The following is an 18,021-nucleotide window of genomic DNA, read 5'->3' as shown; positions in this document are numbered from 1 at the left end:
GGCAATGATATTTTACGGCCTGTCGAAGCGTCCCCCCACGCTGCGACGATTTTATGCAATCCGGCCAAGCGGCCGCATCACGCCTTTTCGCAAATTGACGGTATTTAACGGCGACGGAACCTTCTATAAGGGGTGACCGTTAGAACGTTCCCCACCAGTTGCGGACAAGAACCCATGACCTTTACGCTGCCCCCACTCCCTTACGCCTATGACGCCCTCGGCCAGTTCATGTCGAAGGAGACGCTGGAATTCCACCACGACAAGCATCATCAGGCCTACGTCACCAACGGCAACAACGCGCTCAAGGGCACCGAATGGGAAGGCAAGTCCCTTGAGGAGATCGTCAAGGGCTCGTTCGGCAAGAACCCCGCGGTGTTCAACAATGCCGGCCAGCACTACAACCACATCCATTTCTGGAGCTGGATGAAGCCCAATGGCGGCGGCACCAAGCTGCCCGGCAAGCTCGAGAAGAAGATCAACGAGGACCTCGGCGGCTTCGAGAAGTTCAAGACCGACTTCCAGGCGGCCGGCGTTGGCCAGTTCGGCTCCGGCTGGTGCTGGCTCCAGGTCAAGAACGGCAAGCTCGAGATCTCCAAGACCCCGAATGGCGAGAATCCGCTCGTGCACGGCGCCACCCCGATCCTCGGCTGCGACGTCTGGGAGCACTCCTACTACATCGACTATCGCAACCGCCGTCCGGACTATCTCAAGGCGTTCGTCGAGAACCTCGTGAACTGGGAATACGTCGAGTCCCTGTTCGACAAGGCCTGAGATTATCCCGTCATTCCGGGATGGTGCTTCAGCACCAGACCCGGAATCTCGAGATTCTCAGGTGCGCAACTGCGCACCATAGTTCGCACTTTGTGCGCCCCGGAATGACGAAATCGAAAAGGCGGTCGCATGCGCGGCCGCCTTTTTGCTGTGCGGAATTGATTGAATCAGTCCTGCGCCATGCGCGCACCGGCCTGTGATCGTTCCGTTTGCATCGCATGGACGGCGCCCTTAATCAGAACGGGCATCACCCTCGAGCCGACCCGAGCCCGTTGTCAGACCCTTCCCCGAAAGACCCGGCGCCTGCCGAGGACGCGGAATCCGAGCCGCGGCCGGGCCGTGTGCGCAAGCCGATCGGCTGGTCGACGATCATCATCGCGGCCCTGGTGGCGGTCAGCGCGGCGCTGGTCTGGCGGCGTGACGGCACCGACGGCGTTCTCGACATTCTCACCCACGATCTGTCGCTGTTCGGCGGCATCCTGCCGCGCGTGCTGGCCGGCTGCCTGCTCGGCGCCTTCATCTCCGAGATCCTGCCGCACGAAAAAGTCTCGCGCTCGCTCGGGCCGCAATCCGGCCTGAAGGGCCTTCTGATCGGCACCGCCTTCGGCGCGATCCTGCCCGGCGGTCCCTTCACCGCCTATCCCGTGGCGAGCGCGCTGCTGGCGGTCGGCGCCGATTTCGGCGCCACCATCGCCATGGTCGTGAGCTGGACCCTGATCGGCTATGGCCGGGCGGTCGCCTGGGAAATCCCGATCATGGGCACCGATTTCACGCTGTGGCGGATCGTGATCTCGCTGCCGCTGCCGGTGCTCGCAGGCGGCCTCGGCCGCTTCGTCTATGTCCGGCTCTATCCGAAGCGCGACAGCGACGAGGAGGCGAATTGAGCGCGGCGCTCCTGATCGACATCCTGCTGTGGGGCTCGGTGTTCGGCGTCGGCCTGATCGCCTTCCGCCGCGGGCCCCCGGTGTTCAAGGCCTCGCTGCGCGAGGGCTCGATGGACTTCATCAACACCGTGCCGCGGATTGCGCTGGGCGTGATCGGCTCGGGCTATATCGCCGCCATCATTCCGCAGGAGGTGATCACCGGCTGGCTCGGACCGGACAGCGGCTGGCTCGGGGTCGCGACCGCCGTGGTCGCCGGTGCCGCCACGCCCGGCGGCCCCGTGATCGGCTTTTCCATCGGGACCGTAGCGCTGAAGTCGGGCGGTGGTGTGCCGCAGGTGGTCGCCTATGTCGTCGCCTGGGCGCTGTTCGCCTTCCAGCGGGTGATCTTATGGGAAATCCCGTTCATGCCGGCCCGGTTCGTCTGGTTCCGCTGCGCCGTCTCGGTGCCGTTCCCGTTCGTGGCGGCCGCCATCGCGATGGTGATCGGCAAGCCCTGAGCCGGCGTGGACAGGCGTAATGTTATAATATAACGTCGAAGCATGGTTCCCGCCGCGTCCCACGCCCACCATCACGACCAAGCGCACGGCCATTCTCATGGCGACGCGCATTCGCATGGGCACGACCACACCCACGCCCATGTCCATGATGCGGCCTCGCCGCACCCGGCCCAGGCCGCGACCTGGTCGATCCTGCGCATGACCATGGCGGGCCGCCTTGGCGCTGCGGTCGCCGTTTGTGCCGTGCTCTGGGGCATCGTCTTTCTGGCGATGAGGTGACCATGGCGGCGCTGCATTTCCACAACGTCACGCTCGGTTATGATCGGCATCCGGCCGTGCACCATCTCAACGGCGAGGTCGCGCCAGGCGCGCTGGTCGCCGTGATCGGCCCGAACGGTGCCGGCAAATCGACCTTGCTGCGCGGCATCGTCGGCATCCTCAGGCCGCTCGACGGCAGCATCCATCTCGGCGGGCTCGACTCCCGCGATATCGCCTATCTGCCGCAGAGCGCGGAGATCGACCGCAGCTTCCCGATCTCGGTGTTCGACTTCGTCGGCACCGGGCTGTGGCGCGGCACCGGCCTGTTCGGCGGCATCGGCAAGGCCGCGCGCGGAAAAATCCTCGGTGCGATCGCGTCCGTCGGTCTCAATGGCTTCGAGAACCGCCCGATCGGCACGCTCTCCGGCGGCCAGATGCAGCGCGTGCTGTTCGCGCGCGTGCTGCTCCAGGATGCGCGGTTGATCGTGCTCGACGAGCCCTTCAACGCCATCGACAGCAAGACCACGACCGACCTGCTTGCGCTGGTGAAGCACTGGCATGGCGAGGGCCGCACCGTGCTCGCCGCGCTGCACGACATGGAGATGGTGCGCAGCCATTTCACCGAGACCCTGGTGCTGGCGCGGGGCCCTGTGGCCTGGGGCCCGACGGCGGAGGTGCTGACGCCGGAAAACCTCGTCGTTGCAATGCGGATGTGCGAGGCGTTCGACGACAGCGCCGCGGCCTGCGCGGCCGACGATGCCCATTCGCGGGCGGCGTGACGCCCAATGCTCCATGACGCGCTGATCGGTCCGTTCACCGAATTCGAGTTCATGCGGCGGGCGCTTGCCGCCGTCATCGCGCTGTCGCTGGCGGGCGCGCCGATCGGTGTATTCCTGATGCTGCGGCGGATGAGCCTCGTCGGCGATGCCATGGCGCACGCGATCCTGCCCGGTGCTGCCGTCGGCTTCCTGCTCTCCGGTCTCAATCTGTTTGCGATGACGGCCGGAGGCCTGATCGCGGGCTTTGCGGTCGCGATCCTCGCCGGCGTAGTCGCGCGCTCGACCGGGCTGAAGGAGGACGCCTCGCTCGCGACCTTCTACCTGGCCTCGCTGGCGCTGGGGGTGACCATCGTCTCGATCAAGGGCACCAATATCGACCTGCTGCACGTGCTGTTCGGCAACATCCTCGCGATGGACGACCAGACGCTGCTGGTGGTCGCCTTCAACGCCACGGTCACGCTGCTGGTGCTGGCCGTGATCTACCGCCCGCTGGTGATCGAGAGCGTCGATCCGCTGTTTCTGCGCACGGTCAGCCGGGCCGGGGGACCTGCGCATCTCGCTTTCCTCGCGCTCGTCGTGATCAACCTCGTCAACGGCTTTCAGGCGCTCGGCACGCTGCTCGCGGTCGGCTTGATGATCCTGCCGGCGGGCATTGCCCGGTTCTGGTCGCGCGATCTCACCGTCATGATCTGCATCGCGGTCGTCGCTGCCGCGGTCTCGGGCTATGCCGGCCTCGTGCTGTCGTTCCAGACCCGCGTGCCGTCGGGCCCTGCGATCATTCTGGTCGCGACTATGCTCTACATCGTCTCGGTGCTGTTCGGCCGCGTCGGCGGCATCGTCCGGCAGTTGTTTCCCGGCCGGCATCTGGAAGCGTGACGGCGATGCGCTTCCTTCCGCTCTTTGCCCTGCTGCTGATCGCCTCGCCGCTGCAAGCCGCGGAACGGCTCAACGTCGTCGCCAGCTTCTCGATCCTCGGCGATTTCGTCCGCAATGTCGGCGGCGACCGGGTCAGCGTCACGACGCTGGTCGGCGTCGACAGCGACGTCCATGTCTATACGCCGGCGCCAAGCGATGCGAAGCGGATCGCGGACGCAAAGTTCGTTGTCGTCAATGGGCTCGGCCTCGAGGGCTGGCTGCCGCGCCTCGTGCAATCCTCCGGCAGCAAGGCAACGATCGTCACCGCCAGCGCGGGCATCGCGCCCCTGAAGCTCGGCTCGGCTGCAGATCCACATGCCTGGCAGTCCGTCCCCAACGCCAAGGTCTACGTGACGGATATCGCCAACGCGCTGGCCGCGGCCGATCCTGATGATGCGGAGTTCTTCCGCGCCCAGGCCAAGGCCTATCTGGAAAAGCTCGAAACGCTCGACCGCGAGGTGCGCGAGGCCGTTGCGAAAATTCCGCCCGAGCGGCGCAAGGTGATCTCCACCCATGACGCCTTCGGCTATTTCGCCGCCGAATACGGTATCCGGTTCATCGCGCCGCTCGGTGTCTCCACCGAAACCGAGCCCAGCGCGCGGGACATCGCCGCCATCATCGGTCAGATCAAGGCCGCGAGGATCCCGGCCGTTTTCCTGGAGAATATCAGCGACGACCGCCTGATCCGGCGGATCGCCGCCGAGACCGGGGCAAAGGTCGGCGGGACCTTGATTTCGGACGGTTTGACGGGTGAAAAGGGGCCTGCCCCCACTTACATTGACATGGTCAGGCACAATATAAAGGCCCTGACCAGCGCGCTTGACCACTAGGGCAGGGGCCACCCCGCCTCGCGTCGCGCGGAAAAGCCCGACCCCGGAGTAGTTATGTCTGAAGCGACCTCCCAGAAAATTCCCGTGACCGTTCTGACCGGCTATCTCGGTGCCGGCAAGACCACGCTTTTGAACCGCATCCTGTCGGAAAACCACGGCAAGAAATACGCCGTCATCGTCAACGAATTCGGCGAGATCGGCATCGACAACGACCTCATCATCGGCGCCGATGAGGAAGTGTTCGAAATGAACAATGGCTGCATCTGCTGCACCGTGCGCGGCGACCTCGTGCGCATCATGGACGGGCTGATGAAGCGCAAGGGCAAGTTCGACGCCATCATCGTCGAGACCACCGGCCTTGCCGATCCGGCGCCGGTGGCCCAGACCTTCTTCGTCGACGAGGACGTGCAGAAGAACGCGCGCCTCGACGCGGTGGTCACGGTTGCCGACGCCAAATGGCTGTCCGACCGTCTGAAGGACGCGCCCGAGGCCAAGAACCAGATCGCCTTTGCCGACGTCATCGTGCTGAACAAGACCGACCTCGTCACCAAGCCCGAGCTCGCCGAGGTCGAGGCCCGCATCCGCGCCATCAACCCCTATGCGAAACTCCACCGCACCGAGCGCTGCTCGGTGGCGCTGGCCGACGTGCTCGATCGCGGCGCTTTCGACCTCGACCGCATCCTCGACATCGAGCCGGACTTTCTGGAGGCCGACGATCATGACCACGACCATGATCATCACCACCATGGCCACGATCATCACCACCATGATCACGGCCACGGCCTGAAGCACTATCACGACGAGGACATGCAATCGCTGTCGCTCAAGACCGACAAGCCGCTCGATCCGAACATGTTCATGCCCTGGCTCCAGAATCTGGTGCAGGTGGAGGGCGGCAAGATCCTGCGCTCCAAGGGCATCCTCGCCTTCCACGACGATGACGACCGCTACGTCTTCCAGGGCGTCCACATGATGCTGGAGGGCAACCACCAGCGGAAATGGAAGGACGGCGAGCCGCGCGAGAGCCGCCTCGTCTTCATCGGCCGCGAATTGCCGGAAGAAGCCATCCGCAAGGGTTTTGAGAGCTGCATCGTCTCGTGATGAAAGAGTTTACGCCGGCCCCCGATTCCGCCTCGATCGTCTCCGTTACCGACCGCGTCAAGCCGGTCGCGCTCGGCATGGGCGTGACGTCGGTGCATTTCCTTGGGCCCCGCGCCGCCTTCGTCGGCGGCGAGGAGAATGTCGCGTTCGTCGACAGCAAGGGCGAGATCACCACCGTCGCCGTGCACAGCGGCGGCATTCTCTCGGCCGCCTCCGACGGCAAGCGCCTCATCATGGGCGGCGACGACGGCAAGGTCGTTGCACTCGATGCCAAGGGCGAGGTGACGCTGCTCGCCACCGACCCGAAGCGCCGCTGGATCGACGCAGTGGCGCTGCATGCCGACGGCGCTTTCGCCTGGTCAGCCGGCAAGACGGCGACCGTCAAGAGCGGCAAGCTAGAGGAGAAGTCGCTCGAGGTGCCCTCGACCGTCGGCGGGCTCGCCTTCGCACCAAAGGGCCTGCGGCTCGCGATCGCGCACTACAACGGCGCGACGCTGTGGTTTCCGAATATGGAAGGATCGGCCGAATTCCTGCCCTGGGCCGGCTCGCATCTCGGCGTCACCTTCAGCCCGGACAACAAGTTCCTGGTCACCACGATGCACGAGGCGGCCCTGCACGGCTGGCGGCTTGCCGACAACCGGCACATGCGCATGACTGGCTATCCCGGCCGCGTCCGTTCGATGTCCTGGAGCGCGGGTGGCAAGGCGCTTGCGACCTCGGGCGCCGACACCATCATCCTGTGGCCGTTCGCCAGCAAGGACGGTCCGATGGGCAAGGAGCCCGCGATGCTCGCGCCGCTGCAGGCGCGCGTCTCGGTGGTCGCCTGCCATCCCAAAAACGACATCCTCGCCGCCGGCTACAGCGACGGCACCGTGCTGATGGTGCGGCTGGAGGACGGCGCCGAGATCCTGGTCCGCCGCAACGGCACCCCGCCGGTCGCCGCGCTCGCCTGGAACGCCAAGGGCACGCTGCTGGCATTTGCGGACGAAAATGGGGATGGCGGCCTGCTGGAGCTTTGAACTGTCATCGTTCCGGCCGTATAGGGGGCCATGCGGTTTCTGACGACCTTCCAGCTTGCTGATTTCGCCGACACGCTGGTCAGCCTGTTCACGGCCTTCGTGCTGGGCACGCTGATCGGCGCCGAGCGGCAATACCGCCAGCGCACTGCGGGCCTGCGCACCAATGTGCTGGTCGCGGTCGGTGCGGCCGCGTTCGTCGATCTCGCCATGCACTTGACCGGCGCCGACGGCGCGGTGCGGGTGATCTCCTATGTCGTCTCCGGCATCGGCTTCCTGGGCGCCGGCGTCATCATGAAGCAGGGCATGGACGTCCGCGGGCTCAACACCGCGGCGACGCTGTGGGCCTCGGCCGCGGTCGGCTCCTGCGCCGGCGCCGACATGATTGCGCAGGCGGCCGCGCTGACCGTGTTCGTGATCGCCGGCAACACCATGCTGCGCCCGCTGGTCAATGCCATCAACCGCATCCCGCTGAACGAGAAGACTTCGGAGGCGACCTACTACTTCAAGCTCGCGGTGGCGGCGGACGCCTTGCCCGACATGCGCGACCGGCTCGTTGAGAAGCTCGAGGGCGCAAAATATCCGGTGGCCGATATCGACGTGGTCGAGACCGGGGACGATCTGATCGAAATCGTCGCAAAGCTGGTCGCGACCGCGGTCGATCCGAACGAGCTGAATGCGGTGGCGACCGATCTTCAGCACCTGCCGGGCGTGCGCCACGCCACCTGGGAAGTCAGCACCACGGATTGAGCGTGGCGTTTTGGCGCGCAAACGTGCGGTTCCCGCCTTGCCGGGCACGGAACCGCAGTCGGACCATTTCGTTGATCCCACGGACAAAGGCGGTGATCGACATGCCCGGCCCAAATGACAAGCGCAGACTGAAATTCGACCTGATGATCGCCTGCTCGCTGTTCGCAGCCGGCGTCGTGGTATCAGGCCTGTCGCTGGCGCAAATCCGCGCCGAGAGCAGGATGCAGACGGCGCAGGCGACGGGGCCGCTCCAGGGCACGCCGTCCGACGATCAGAACAAGACTCCGGCTGAATCCAAGCCCGGCGGCGACCGGCCGACCACCCCGGCGCCCGAGCCCGCGCGCCCCGATCCGCAGACGCAAGGCGCAGCCACCAAGCCGGCACTGCCGGCGGCGCCCGCGGAGAAGATCGCGCCGCCGATCAGGGAGAAGTAGCCCGACGGCCGGCGTATTGTGACGCGCATTTGACGACCGATGCCGATTATACGATCTCGCCTCGGCAGACGGCCCGCTCCATAATCCGTCGCGCCAACGACAGATGGGGCCGCCCATGAAGATCGAAGACGTCCGCCGCACCGCTTACTCGATGCCGCTCACCAACCCGTCATTCCCGCCGGGGCCATATCGCTTCTTCGACCGCGAATATTTCATCATCACCTACAGGACCGATCCCGAAGCCCTCGCCGCCATCGTGCCCGAGCCGCTTGAGGTGGCGGAGCCGCTGGTGAAATACGAATTCATCCGCATGCCCGACTCGACCGGATTTGGCGACTACACCGAAACCGGGCAGGTGATCCCGGTCCGCTTCAAGGGCGAGGAGGGCGGCTACACCCACGCGATGTATCTGGACGACGAGGCCCCGATCGCCGGCGGCCGCGAGCTGTGGGGCTTTCCGAAGAAGCTCGCGAGGCCCAAGATCGAGATCGAGAGCGACGTCCTGGTCGGCTCGCTGCATTACGGCTCGGTCCTCTGCGCTTCGGCCACGATGGGTTACAAGCACCGCAAGGTCGACCACGACACGGTGCTGAAGTCGATGGCGTCGCCGAACTTCATCCTGAAGATCATCCCGCATGTCGACGGCAGCCCGCGGATCTGCGAGCTGGTGCGTTTTCATCTCGATGACGTCGTGCTGAAGGAAGCATGGACCGGCCCTGCCGCACTCGGCCTGTTTCCCCACGCACTCTGCGACGTCGCCCGCCTGCCGGTGCGCGAGGTGGTCTCGGCGCTGCATTTCAAGGCGGACCTGACGCTGGGGCTCGGCAGCGTGGCGTTCGATTACATGGCCAAGTAACCTGGCCAAGTAACCTGGCCAAGTAACCTGGCGAAGTAATAGGTCGTGAAACGAGATGCCCGGCGCGAGGCCGGGCATCATGATCGATCAGGCGAGGTGCGCGATCAACGCACCAGAATATTCCGGAACTGCCAGGGATCGCTGGTGTCGATATCTTCCGGAAACAGTCCGGGACGATCCGTCAGCGGCGTCCAGTCGGTGTAGAAACCCTTCACCGGGCCGAGATAGGGCAGCTGGATTTCCAGCAGGCGATCGAAATCCATCTCGTCGGCTTCGACGATGCCCTCGTTCGGGTTTTCCAGCGCCCACACCATGCCGCCGAGCACGGCGGAGGTCACCTGCAGGCCGGTGGCGTTCTGATACGGCGCGAGCTTGCGGGTCTCTTCGATCGAGAGCTGCGAGCCGTACCAGTAGGCATTGTTGTCATGCCCGAACAGCAGCACGCCGAGTTCGTCGATGCCGTCGACGATTTCGTTCTCATCGAGGATGTGGTGCTTTTCCTGCATCTTCGCGGCGCGGCCGAACATCTCATGCAGCGACAGCACGGCGTCGTCAGCCGGATGATAGGCATAGTGGCAGGTCGGCCGATAGACCGCCGTGCCGGAGGCGTCACGCACCGTGAAGTAATCGGCAATCGAGATCGACTCGTTGTGGGTGACGAGGAAGCCATATTGCGCGCCGCGGGTCGGGCACCAGGTGCGCACGCGGGTATTGGCGCCGGGCTGCATCAGATAGATGGCGGCGCCGCAGCCGGCTTCGTGGGTCCGCGCATTTTCGGGCATCCATTTTTCATGGGTGCCCCAGCCGAGTTCGGACGGCTGCACGCCTTCCGACAGGAAACCTTCCACCGACCAGGTGTTGACGAAGACATCAGGCTCTTTCGGCGACTTGGAGCGCTGGGTGTCGCGCTCGGCGATGTGGATGCCCTTGATGCCGGCCTGCCGCATCAGGTCCGCCCATTCGGCCTTGGTCTTCGGCTTGGGGGCATTGAGCTTCAGATCGGCGGCGACATTGAGCAGCGCCTGCTTGACGAAGAAGGACACCATGCCGGGATTGGCGCCGCAGCAGGAGACGGCCGTCGTGGAGCCCGCGGGGCGCGCCTTCTTGGCGGCCAGCGTCACTTCGCGAAGGGCGTAGTTGGAGCGCGCTTCCGGGCCCTTCGACGAATCGAAATAGAAGCCGAGCCAGGGCTCGTTGACGGTGTCGATATAGAGCGCGCCGAGCTCGTTGCAGAGCTCCATGATGTCGGTCGAGCCGGTATCGACCGAGAGATTGACGCAAAAGCCCTGGCCGCCGCCTTCGGTGAGCAGCGGGGTCAGCAACTCGCGGTAATTGTCCTTGGTCACACCCTTCTGGATGAAGCGGACATTGTGCTTCTCGCAATGCGCCTTGCGGCCCTCGTCCTTGGGATCGATCACGGTGACGCGCGACTTGTCGTAATCGAGATGCCGCTCGATCAGCGGCAGCGTGCCTTTGCCGATGGAGCCGAAGCCGACCATGACGATGGGACCGGTGATCTTCGCGTAGATCTGCGAGGCGGGACTCATGGGATGGTTTCTCCGGAACGTGCTGGCAAACAAAGGGTGAGGGGGATCAGGCGCTGCGGCGCTTGGCGGTGACTTCGATCTCGACCTTCATCTCGGGCTTGGCGAGAGCGGTGACGACCAGCAACGTCGCAGCCGGTCTGATGTCACCGAGAACCTCGCCGCAGACGGCGAAGTGGGCATCGATGTAGCTGGCGTCGGTGACGTAGTAGGTCGCACGGACGATATCGGCCATCTCGAATCCGCCCTCCTTCAGGGCGGCCTCGATGGTCTTGAAGCAGTTGCGTGACTGGCTCGTGACATCGGCCGGCATCGTCATCGTCGTGTAGTCATAGCCGGTCGTTCCCGCAACGAAGGCGAAATCGCCGTCGATCACGGCGCGGCTGTAGCCGACGGTCTTCTCGAGGGGAGAGCCGGTAGAGATCAGGCGACGGGACATGGTTTGGACCTCGACTGAAAGAGGTGTTTCGCGGGGGTTAAAGGGCGTTTCCGGGGCCTGCGCAACCCCAAAGGAATCGAGCTCAGCGCAGGCGCGGCCGGGCGTTGCCGTTCAATCCGGCTTCGGTCGTCGCCATCAGGGCAATCCCTTAGGCCGCGTGCGCCTGGAGGGGGCGAACTACCCTCCGTTTGGGCAGGGCCGCGCCGGTCGGGACGATCATCCCCTCAACGCCATCCAGCGCGCCGGCCTGGAATTCGATCGCCAGCAGGCGGTCGCGCTCGAACGGGCCGGGCAGCATCAGTGCGCCGGTCTTCTCCGCCGAGAAGCCGAAGCGGGCGTAGTAGGGGGCGTCGCCGAGCAGGATCACGGCGGCATGCCCGCGCGCCCGGGCGGCGGCCAGCGCTTGTTGCATCAGCGCGGCGCCGATCCCGAGCTCGCGGCAGGCAGGGTCCACCGCCAGCGGTCCGAGGACCAGAGCGGGCCTGCCTCCGGCGCTGACGTGCCACAGCCGCACGGTTCCCACGAGTGTCCCCTCGCGCACAGCCGACAGGGCGAGGCCTGCGGCAGGTGCACGTCCGTCGCGCAGGCGCTGGCAGGTGCGGCCATGGCGGTTCTCGCCAAAGCTGGCATCCAGCAGCGCTTCACGGGCGGCGACGTCGGCGGCACGTTCCGCACGGATTGCGAACGGAGCGGCTTTCGAAGTGAGGGCGATCTGTGGCTTCCGAAAAGCAGTCATGGCGCATCAGTCCCCGCTTGAGCCGACGTGCCAGAAGCACGCCGGTCCAAGGCGTCGTCAGAAATCAGGAATGTGAGGGAGGAGCCGGCAAGCCGGCTCCCGGGTTCGTCAGGCCTCAGACAGAGAGGCGGGTCAGATGTGGCAAATCAGATGTGGTACGTCTTCAGCGGCGGGATGCCGTTGAATGCCACCGACGAGTAGGTCGACGTATAGGCCCCGGTGCCTTCGATCAGCACCTTGTCGCCGATCTCGAGCGTGACGGGGAGCGGATACGGGGACTTCTCGTACAGCACGTCGGCGCTGTCGCAGGTGGGTCCCGCGAGCACGCACGGCGTCATGTCCGCGCCGTCATGGGCGGTGCGGATGGCGTAGCGGATCGACTCGTCCATGGTCTCGGCGAGACCGCCGAACTTGCCGATGTCGAGATAGACCCAGCGTACCTCGTCCTCGTCGCTCTTCTTCGAGATGAGCACGACCTCGGATTCGATGATGCCGGCATTGCCCACCATGCCGCGGCCCGGCTCGATGATGGTCTCCGGGATCTGGTTGCCGAAGTGCTTGCGCAGCGCGCGGAAGATCGAGCGGCCGTAGGTCACGACCGGCGGCACGTCCTTCAGGTACTTGGTCGGGAAGCCGCCGCCCATGTTGACCATGGACAGGTTGATGCCGCGCTCGGCACAGTCGCGGAACACCTGCGAAGCCATCGCCAGCGCACGGTCCCACGCCTTCACCTTGCGCTGCTGCGAGCCGACATGGAAGGAGATGCCGCACGGCTCCAGGCCCAGGCGCTTGGCGACGTCGAGCACGTCGACAGCCATCTCCGGGTCGCAGCCGAACTTGCGCGACAGCGGCCACTCGGCGCCGGCGCAGTCATAGAGGATGCGGCAGAACACCTTCGCGCCGGGAGCGGCACGGGCGATCTTCTCGACCTCGGCGGCGCAATCGACCGCGAACAGCCGAATGCCGAGCGCGAAGGCGCGCGCGATGTCGCGCTCCTTCTTGATCGTGTTGCCGAAGGAGATGCGGTCGGGCGTAGCGCCAGCGGCCAGCGCCATCTCGATCTCGGCGACGGTCGCTGTGTCGAAGCAGGAGCCCATGGAGGCAAGCAGCGCCAGCACTTCCGGCGCCGGGTTCGCCTTGACGGCATAGAACACGCGGCTGTCGGGCAGCGCCTTGGCAAAGGTCTGGTAATTGTCGCGCACGACCTCGAGGTCGACGACGAGGCAAGGCTCGGTGTCCCGGCCCTCGCTGCGGCGGTTGCGCAGGAATTCCTGAATACGTTCGGTCATAGCACTCTCCCAAACGGCCCAGCGACGGGGATCCGTTCAAAAAATGACGTCGGATAAGAGCGCTCTGGCCGGATTGCGCGATGGAGGCGCAACGAAGCCAAAAGACTCAAACCAGACTGTGCTGCCGTGGATTGGTTGGGAATTTCCCGCCCGCACACCTGGCAATGAAGGACAAGCCTTTTCAGTAGCCCGCGCCGGCGTTGGACTGCCGGTAGAGACCAAAAAAGCCCGATCCGTCGTTGCTTTAAGTCGCGTCCCCCGTTGAGAGCGGGGTGCGCCGGTTCGCCTCCGGCTGCCAGTCACGGTTGCAAAGAGCGAAGTCACCTTCGACAAGGCATCTCTTTGAGAGAGATGCTGGACGCTTCGGGTTCGCTTCGTCTTCTCGACTTCCGCGCTTCCGAAGAGCCCCTCGGCTTCTTCACCCCTTGGCGGCTGTCCGGCCTCTTGTCCGGATACCTACCGACTGACACACGACCACAGGCACGTGCGAAATTGGGCAAGACCGCACATAAGCGTTTTGACTCTGCTTCGCAAGAATTTTTTTAGGCTGAGAACAGAATTGCCTAACATCTGCTTGCGCAGTGTGGCGCGCACGACGCGGAAGATGAACGTGCGTTAAGTTTTCAAGCTTGCGCGCGTGTCTCTCGCGCGCGAGCGAGCGTCAGCCGCGCTTGGTGAAGGGCTCGACGCGCTGCGCTGCGCGGATGAACGCGGTCATCACCAGCACACCGAGAGCGAACAGCACGGCCTGGAGGATGTGCGCGCCCTGATCGCCTAAACCGAACAGGATCGCGAGGGCCCAGCCGCCGGCAAAGGCCGCGCCGAACACCTCCGCGCCGATCAGGATGGCGGCGCTGATGACGGTGATGACGCTGGGCCAGACGATCTGGCGGGAGGAGGAAGGCGCGTTCATGGGGCTCAGGGATCCCTAGTCTTCGAGGGCCGCAATCTCTCCGAAAAGGCGGGCGGGAGCAAGGCCAAATGGCCCAAAAAAGCCCCATCGCGTGCTATAGCTGGCCGCAACAAACCAGCTCGAAAACCGGGACTTGCGATGTCAGACCTCCGCCAAACTACGGACGCCGAGACCAACCCGCTGCTGAAGGCCTGGGTGACGCCGTTCGCGACCCCGCCCTTCGACGAGATCACGCCGGAGCACTTCCTCCCGGCCTTCGAGCAGGCCTTCGCCGACCATTCCGCCGAGATTGCGGCGATCACCAACGACCCGGCCGCGCCCGACTTCGCCAACACCATCACGGCGCTGGAGCGCTCCGGCAAGCTGCTGAGCAAGGTCGCGGCGGTGTTCTACGACCTCGTCTCGGCGCATTCCAACCCGGCCATCCTGGAGATCGACAAGGAGGTTTCCTTGCGGACGGCGCGGCACTGGAATCCGATCATGATGAACGCCGTGCTGTTTGGTCGCATCGCCCAGCTGCACGAGAACCGCGCCAATCTGGGTCTTTCGCCCGAACAGATCCGCCTGCTGGAGCGCACCTATACCCGCTTCCACCGTTCCGGCGCCGGCCTCTCCGAGGAGGCCAAGACGCGGATGGCCGAGATCAACGAGAGGCTCGCCCAGCTCGGCACCGGCTTCAGCCATCATCTGCTCGGCGACGAGCAGGAATGGTTCATGGAGTTAGGGGAGGCCGATCGCCAGGGCCTGCCGGAGAGCTTCGTCGCCAGTGCCAAGGCTGCGGCGGAAGAGCGCGGCATGGCCGGCAAGGCCATCGTCACGCTGTCGCGCTCCTCGGTCGAGTCGTTCCTCAAGAGCTCGGCGCGGCGCGACCTGCGCGAGAAGGTCTACAAGGCCTTCATTGCGCGCGGCGACAACGGCAATGCCAACGACAACAATACGACCATCGTCGAGATCCTGAAGCTGCGTGAGGAGAGCGCGAACCTGCTCGGCTACCCGACCTACGCCGCCTACCGGCTCGAGGACTCCATGGCCAAGACGCCGGAAGCGGTGCGGGGACTGCTCGAGCGGGTCTGGAAGCCGGCGCGCGCCCGGGCGCTCGCCGACCGCGACGAGATGCAGACGCTGATCTCGGCCGAGGGCGGCAATTTCAAGCTCGCGCCGTGGGACTGGCGCTTCTACGCCGAAAAGCTCCGCCTCCAGCGGGCCAATTTCGACGACGCCGCGATCAAGCCGTATCTCGCGCTCGACCACATGATCGCCGCCGCCTTCGACTGCGCCACGCGCCTGTTCGGCATCACCTTCGAGGAGCGCAAGGACGTGCCGGTCTGGCACCCGGACGTCCGGGTCTGGGAGGTGAAGGGGCGGGACGGCAAGCACAAGGCGCTGTTCTATGGCGACTATTTCGCCCGGCCGTCGAAGCGCTCCGGCGCCTGGATGACCTCGCTGCGCGACCAGCAGAAGCTCGACGGCGACGTCGCGCCGCTCGTTCTCAATATCTGTAATTTTGCCAAGGGAGCCGGCGGCGAGCCCTCGCTGCTGTCGCCCGACGACGCCCGCACCCTGTTTCACGAATTCGGCCACGGCCTGCACGGCATGCTGTCCAACGTGACCTATCCGTCGCTGTCGGGCACATCAGTGTTCACCGATTTCGTCGAGCTGCCGTCGCAGCTCTACGAGCACTGGCAGGAACGGCCCGAGGTGCTCCAGCAATTCGCCCGCCACTACCAGACCGGCGAGCCGCTGCCGGACGACCTGCTGCAGCGCTTCCTCGCCGCGCGAAAATTCAACCAGGGCTTTGCCACGGTCGAGTTCGTCTCCTCGGCGCTGGTGGATCTCGAATTCCACACCCAGCCGGCCGCGGCGGCCGGCGACGTGCGGGCCTTCGAGAAGAAGGAGCTGGAGAAGATCGGCATGCCGGAGGAGATTGCACTGCGGCACCGGCCCACGCAGTTCGGTCACATCTTCACCGGCGACCATTATGCCGCCGGCTATTACAGCTACATGTGGTCGGAGGTGATGGACGCCGACGCCTTCGGCGCGTTCGAGGAGGCCGGCGACATCTTCGATCCCGCCGTCGCAAAACGCCTGCACGACGACATCTATTCCTCGGGCGGATCGGTCGATCCGGAAGCCGCCTATGAGGCCTTCCGCGGCCGTCCGCCGGAGCCCGACGCACTGCTCCGCCGCCGCGGCCTGCTCGACGCCCCGAAAGCGGCCTGATGGGCATGCGCCGCCTGTTTGGACTGCTGCTTGCCGCTGGCCTCACGCTCGCGGCCGGCGTGGCAAGCGCGCATCCCCATGTCTGGATCACCGCGACCAGCGAACTCCTCTACGCCGCGGACGGCAGCATCACCGGCGTGCGTCACGCCTGGACCTTCGACGACATGTTCTCGGCCTATGCGGTGCAGGGGCTCGAGAGCAAGACCAAGGGCGCCTATACCCGCGAGGAGCTCGGGCCGCTGGCGCAGACCAATGTCGAGTCGCTGAAGGAATATGCCTACTTCACCTTCGCGCGAGCGGACGGCAAGAAGGAGCGATTCCAGGAGCCGGTCGACTACTTCCTCGACTACAAGGATACGGTGCTGACCCTGCACTTCACGCTGCCGCTGAAGAACCCGGTCAAGCCCAAGCAGCTGGTGCTCGAAGTGTTCGACCGCTCCTTCTTCATCGACTTCCAGATGGCCAAGGACAATCCGGTCAAGCTGGTCGGGGCACCCGCCGGCTGCCAGATGAAGCTCGACCGTCCCAGCGACGGCACCGCGACCGCGCAGAAGCTCAACGAGCAGACCTTCATGAGCGGCGAGAACACCAATTTCGGCATGATGTTCGCCAACAAGATCACGGTGGATTGCCCTTGATCGGTCGTCTGCATTCTCCGTTTGCCCGCGGGCTTCTCGCCTGTGCCGCAGTTATCGTCGTGCTGGGCGTGGCCGATGCCGCGCTTCACGATCTCCTCGCGCAAAATCCGTTCGGCGCACCGAAACCCGCGCAGGCGGCCGCGCCCGAGGCCGGCGGCCTCATCGGCTGGCTATTGGCAAAACAGTCGGAGTTCTACCGCCAGATGTCGGCGACCATCCGCGCCGCGAAGTCCGACGGCTCGGCGGTGTGGACGCTGCTCTTCATCTCCTTTGCCTATGGCATCTTCCATGCCGCCGGACCCGGCCACGGCAAGGCGGTGATCGCCTCCTATCTCGTCGCCAACCGCGAGACCGCGCGGCGCGGTATTGCGTTGTCGTTTGCCTCGGCCCTGATGCAGTCGCTGGTGGCGATCCTGATCGTCGGCATCTCGGCCTGGGTGCTGAATGCGACGGCCAAGACCATGTGCAAGGCCGAAGGCGTGATCGAGATCGCGAGCTATGGCCTGATCGCGCTGTTCGGCCTGCGGCTGGTCTGGGTCAAGGGCGGCGCCTTCATCCGCGCGCTTCAGGTGGCCCAGCCGGTGCCGGCGATCGCGGGCGTGCCGCAGCACCATGATCATGGCCATCACCACCATCATGATGCGCATGATCATCATGACCACGATCACCATGATCATGGTCACGCCCACGCCCATCACGGGCGCGACCACGTCCATGACGAGCATTGCGGCCATTCCCACGGTCCGGCGCCGAGCGAACTCGCCGGCCCCGGTGGCTGGCGGCGCGGGTTCGCCGCGATCCTGACCGTCGGCATCCGGCCCTGCTCGGGTGCGATCCTCGTGCTGGTGTTCGCGCTCGCCCAGGGCCTGTTCTGGGCCGGCATCGCCGCGACCTTCCTGATGGGGCTCGGCACCGCGATCACGGTCGCGGCCATTGCCGTCGTCGCCGTCTCCGCCAAGGACATCGCCGCCCGCCTGAGCGCAGGGCGCGACGGCGGCGGCGCGCTGTTCATGCGCGGCGTCGAATTCGGCGCCGCCGGTCTCGTGCTGCTGTTCGGCGTCGGCCTGTTGTTCGGCTACATCGCCGCCGAACGGACGACGTGTTTTTGAGGCACGCTCTCGTGCCCCGGACGCAGCGCAGCGTCCCTTCGA

General features: G+C 65.3%; 20 protein-coding genes. 15 read left to right on the top strand and 5 right to left on the bottom strand.

Annotated features, from left to right (window positions below):
* Nucleotides 1-174: 174 nt before the first annotated feature.
* The 12 genes from E4K65_RS19095 (at nt 175) to E4K65_RS19040 (ending at nt 9,091) form a co-directional block, all read left to right on the top strand.
* Nucleotides 175-771: a superoxide dismutase gene (locus E4K65_RS19095; protein WP_014491764.1), complete on the top strand. Its 597-nt coding sequence runs from the start codon at nt 175-177 to the stop codon at nt 769-771.
* A gap of 272 nt (nt 772-1,043) precedes the next feature.
* Complete coding sequence (locus E4K65_RS19090) at nt 1,044-1,655, top strand: permease (protein WP_167770949.1); 612 nt, start codon at nt 1,044-1,046, stop codon at nt 1,653-1,655.
* The gene (locus E4K65_RS19085) at nt 1,652-2,152 is read left to right on the top strand and encodes a hypothetical protein (RefSeq protein ID WP_135175484.1); all 501 of its coding nucleotides are present in this window, start codon (nt 1,652-1,654) and stop codon (nt 2,150-2,152) included. Before E4K65_RS19090 ends, E4K65_RS19085 begins: the two co-directional genes overlap by 4 nt.
* A gap of 42 nt (nt 2,153-2,194) precedes the next feature.
* Nucleotides 2,195-2,431, top strand: coding sequence for a hypothetical protein (locus tag E4K65_RS19080; RefSeq protein ID WP_135175483.1), 237 nt, complete (start codon nt 2,195-2,197; stop codon nt 2,429-2,431).
* A gap of 2 nt (nt 2,432-2,433) precedes the next feature.
* Complete coding sequence (locus E4K65_RS19075) at nt 2,434-3,189, top strand: metal ABC transporter ATP-binding protein (RefSeq protein ID WP_167770948.1); 756 nt, start codon at nt 2,434-2,436, stop codon at nt 3,187-3,189.
* A gap of 6 nt (nt 3,190-3,195) precedes the next feature.
* On the top strand, nt 3,196-4,065 hold the full coding sequence (locus E4K65_RS19070) for a metal ABC transporter permease (RefSeq protein ID WP_135175481.1): 870 nt from the start codon (nt 3,196-3,198) through the stop codon (nt 4,063-4,065).
* A gap of 5 nt (nt 4,066-4,070) precedes the next feature.
* The gene (locus tag E4K65_RS19065; RefSeq protein ID WP_167770947.1) at nt 4,071-4,934 is read left to right on the top strand and encodes a metal ABC transporter solute-binding protein, Zn/Mn family; all 864 of its coding nucleotides are present in this window, start codon (nt 4,071-4,073) and stop codon (nt 4,932-4,934) included.
* Nucleotides 4,935-4,988: 54 nt separating this feature from the next.
* A complete protein-coding gene (locus E4K65_RS19060; protein ID WP_135175479.1) occupies nt 4,989-6,035 on the top strand; it encodes a CobW family GTP-binding protein in 1,047 nt (348 codons plus the stop codon).
* Complete coding sequence (locus E4K65_RS19055) at nt 6,035-7,054, top strand: WD40 repeat domain-containing protein (RefSeq protein ID WP_167770946.1); 1,020 nt, start codon at nt 6,035-6,037, stop codon at nt 7,052-7,054. The genes E4K65_RS19060 and E4K65_RS19055 overlap by 1 nt, the downstream gene beginning before the upstream one ends.
* A 30-nt stretch (nt 7,055-7,084) precedes the next feature.
* Entirely contained in the window at nt 7,085-7,801 is a 717-nt protein-coding gene (locus E4K65_RS19050) for an MgtC/SapB family protein (RefSeq protein WP_135175477.1), read from the top strand.
* Between the two features lie 101 nt (nt 7,802-7,902).
* Nucleotides 7,903-8,235 carry a hypothetical protein gene (locus E4K65_RS47345; protein WP_167770945.1) on the top strand — a complete coding sequence of 111 codons (333 nt, stop codon included), beginning with the start codon at nt 7,903-7,905 and terminating at the stop codon, nt 8,233-8,235.
* A 115-nt stretch (nt 8,236-8,350) separates the two neighbouring features.
* A complete protein-coding gene (locus tag E4K65_RS19040) occupies nt 8,351-9,091 on the top strand; it encodes an acetoacetate decarboxylase (protein WP_167770944.1) in 741 nt (246 codons plus the stop codon).
* A 104-nt stretch (nt 9,092-9,195) separates the two neighbouring features.
* Here the strand turns inward: E4K65_RS19040 and E4K65_RS19035 are convergent, their stop codons facing one another.
* The 5 genes from E4K65_RS19035 to E4K65_RS19010 form a co-directional block, all read right to left on the bottom strand.
* Nucleotides 9,196-10,638, bottom strand: a complete 1,443-nt coding sequence (locus E4K65_RS19035) for a homospermidine synthase (RefSeq protein WP_135175475.1) — start codon at nt 10,636-10,638, stop codon at nt 9,196-9,198.
* A 46-nt stretch (nt 10,639-10,684) separates the two neighbouring features.
* A complete protein-coding gene (locus tag E4K65_RS19030; RefSeq protein ID WP_027543280.1) occupies nt 10,685-11,074 on the bottom strand; it encodes a RidA family protein in 390 nt (129 codons plus the stop codon).
* Between the two features lie 148 nt (nt 11,075-11,222).
* Complete coding sequence (locus tag E4K65_RS19025) at nt 11,223-11,810, bottom strand: GNAT family N-acetyltransferase (RefSeq protein WP_135175474.1); 588 nt, start codon at nt 11,808-11,810, stop codon at nt 11,223-11,225.
* 146 nt (nt 11,811-11,956) lie between these two features.
* Nucleotides 11,957-13,099: a type III PLP-dependent enzyme gene (locus E4K65_RS19020; protein WP_027543278.1), complete on the bottom strand. Its 1,143-nt coding sequence runs from the start codon at nt 13,097-13,099 to the stop codon at nt 11,957-11,959.
* A gap of 661 nt (nt 13,100-13,760) precedes the next feature.
* Entirely contained in the window at nt 13,761-14,012 is a 252-nt protein-coding gene (locus E4K65_RS19010; RefSeq protein ID WP_135175473.1) for a hypothetical protein, read from the bottom strand.
* A gap of 138 nt (nt 14,013-14,150) precedes the next feature.
* Here E4K65_RS19010 and E4K65_RS19005 point away from each other — a divergent pair, with 138 nt between their 5' ends.
* Genes E4K65_RS19005 through E4K65_RS18995 form a run of 3 tightly spaced genes read left to right on the top strand, consistent with a single transcriptional unit; the run spans nt 14,151 to nt 17,979 of the window.
* Entirely contained in the window at nt 14,151-16,232 is a 2,082-nt protein-coding gene (locus tag E4K65_RS19005; RefSeq protein WP_135175472.1) for a M3 family metallopeptidase, read from the top strand.
* Complete coding sequence (locus E4K65_RS19000; RefSeq protein ID WP_135175471.1) at nt 16,232-16,870, top strand: DUF1007 family protein; 639 nt, start codon at nt 16,232-16,234, stop codon at nt 16,868-16,870. Before E4K65_RS19005 ends, E4K65_RS19000 begins: the two co-directional genes overlap by 1 nt.
* On the top strand, nt 16,861-17,979 hold the full coding sequence (locus tag E4K65_RS18995; protein ID WP_135175470.1) for a nickel/cobalt transporter: 1,119 nt from the start codon (nt 16,861-16,863) through the stop codon (nt 17,977-17,979). The genes E4K65_RS19000 and E4K65_RS18995 overlap by 10 nt, the downstream gene beginning before the upstream one ends.
* The last annotated feature ends 42 nt before the right edge of the window (nt 17,980-18,021 follow it).

It is taken from the genome of Bradyrhizobium niftali (assembly GCF_004571025.1).
GTDB classification, from domain to species: domain Bacteria; phylum Pseudomonadota; class Alphaproteobacteria; order Rhizobiales; family Xanthobacteraceae; genus Bradyrhizobium; species Bradyrhizobium niftali.
The sequence above is the reverse complement of the archived record's forward strand: the minus strand, read 5'-3'. Positions and strand labels throughout refer to the sequence as shown.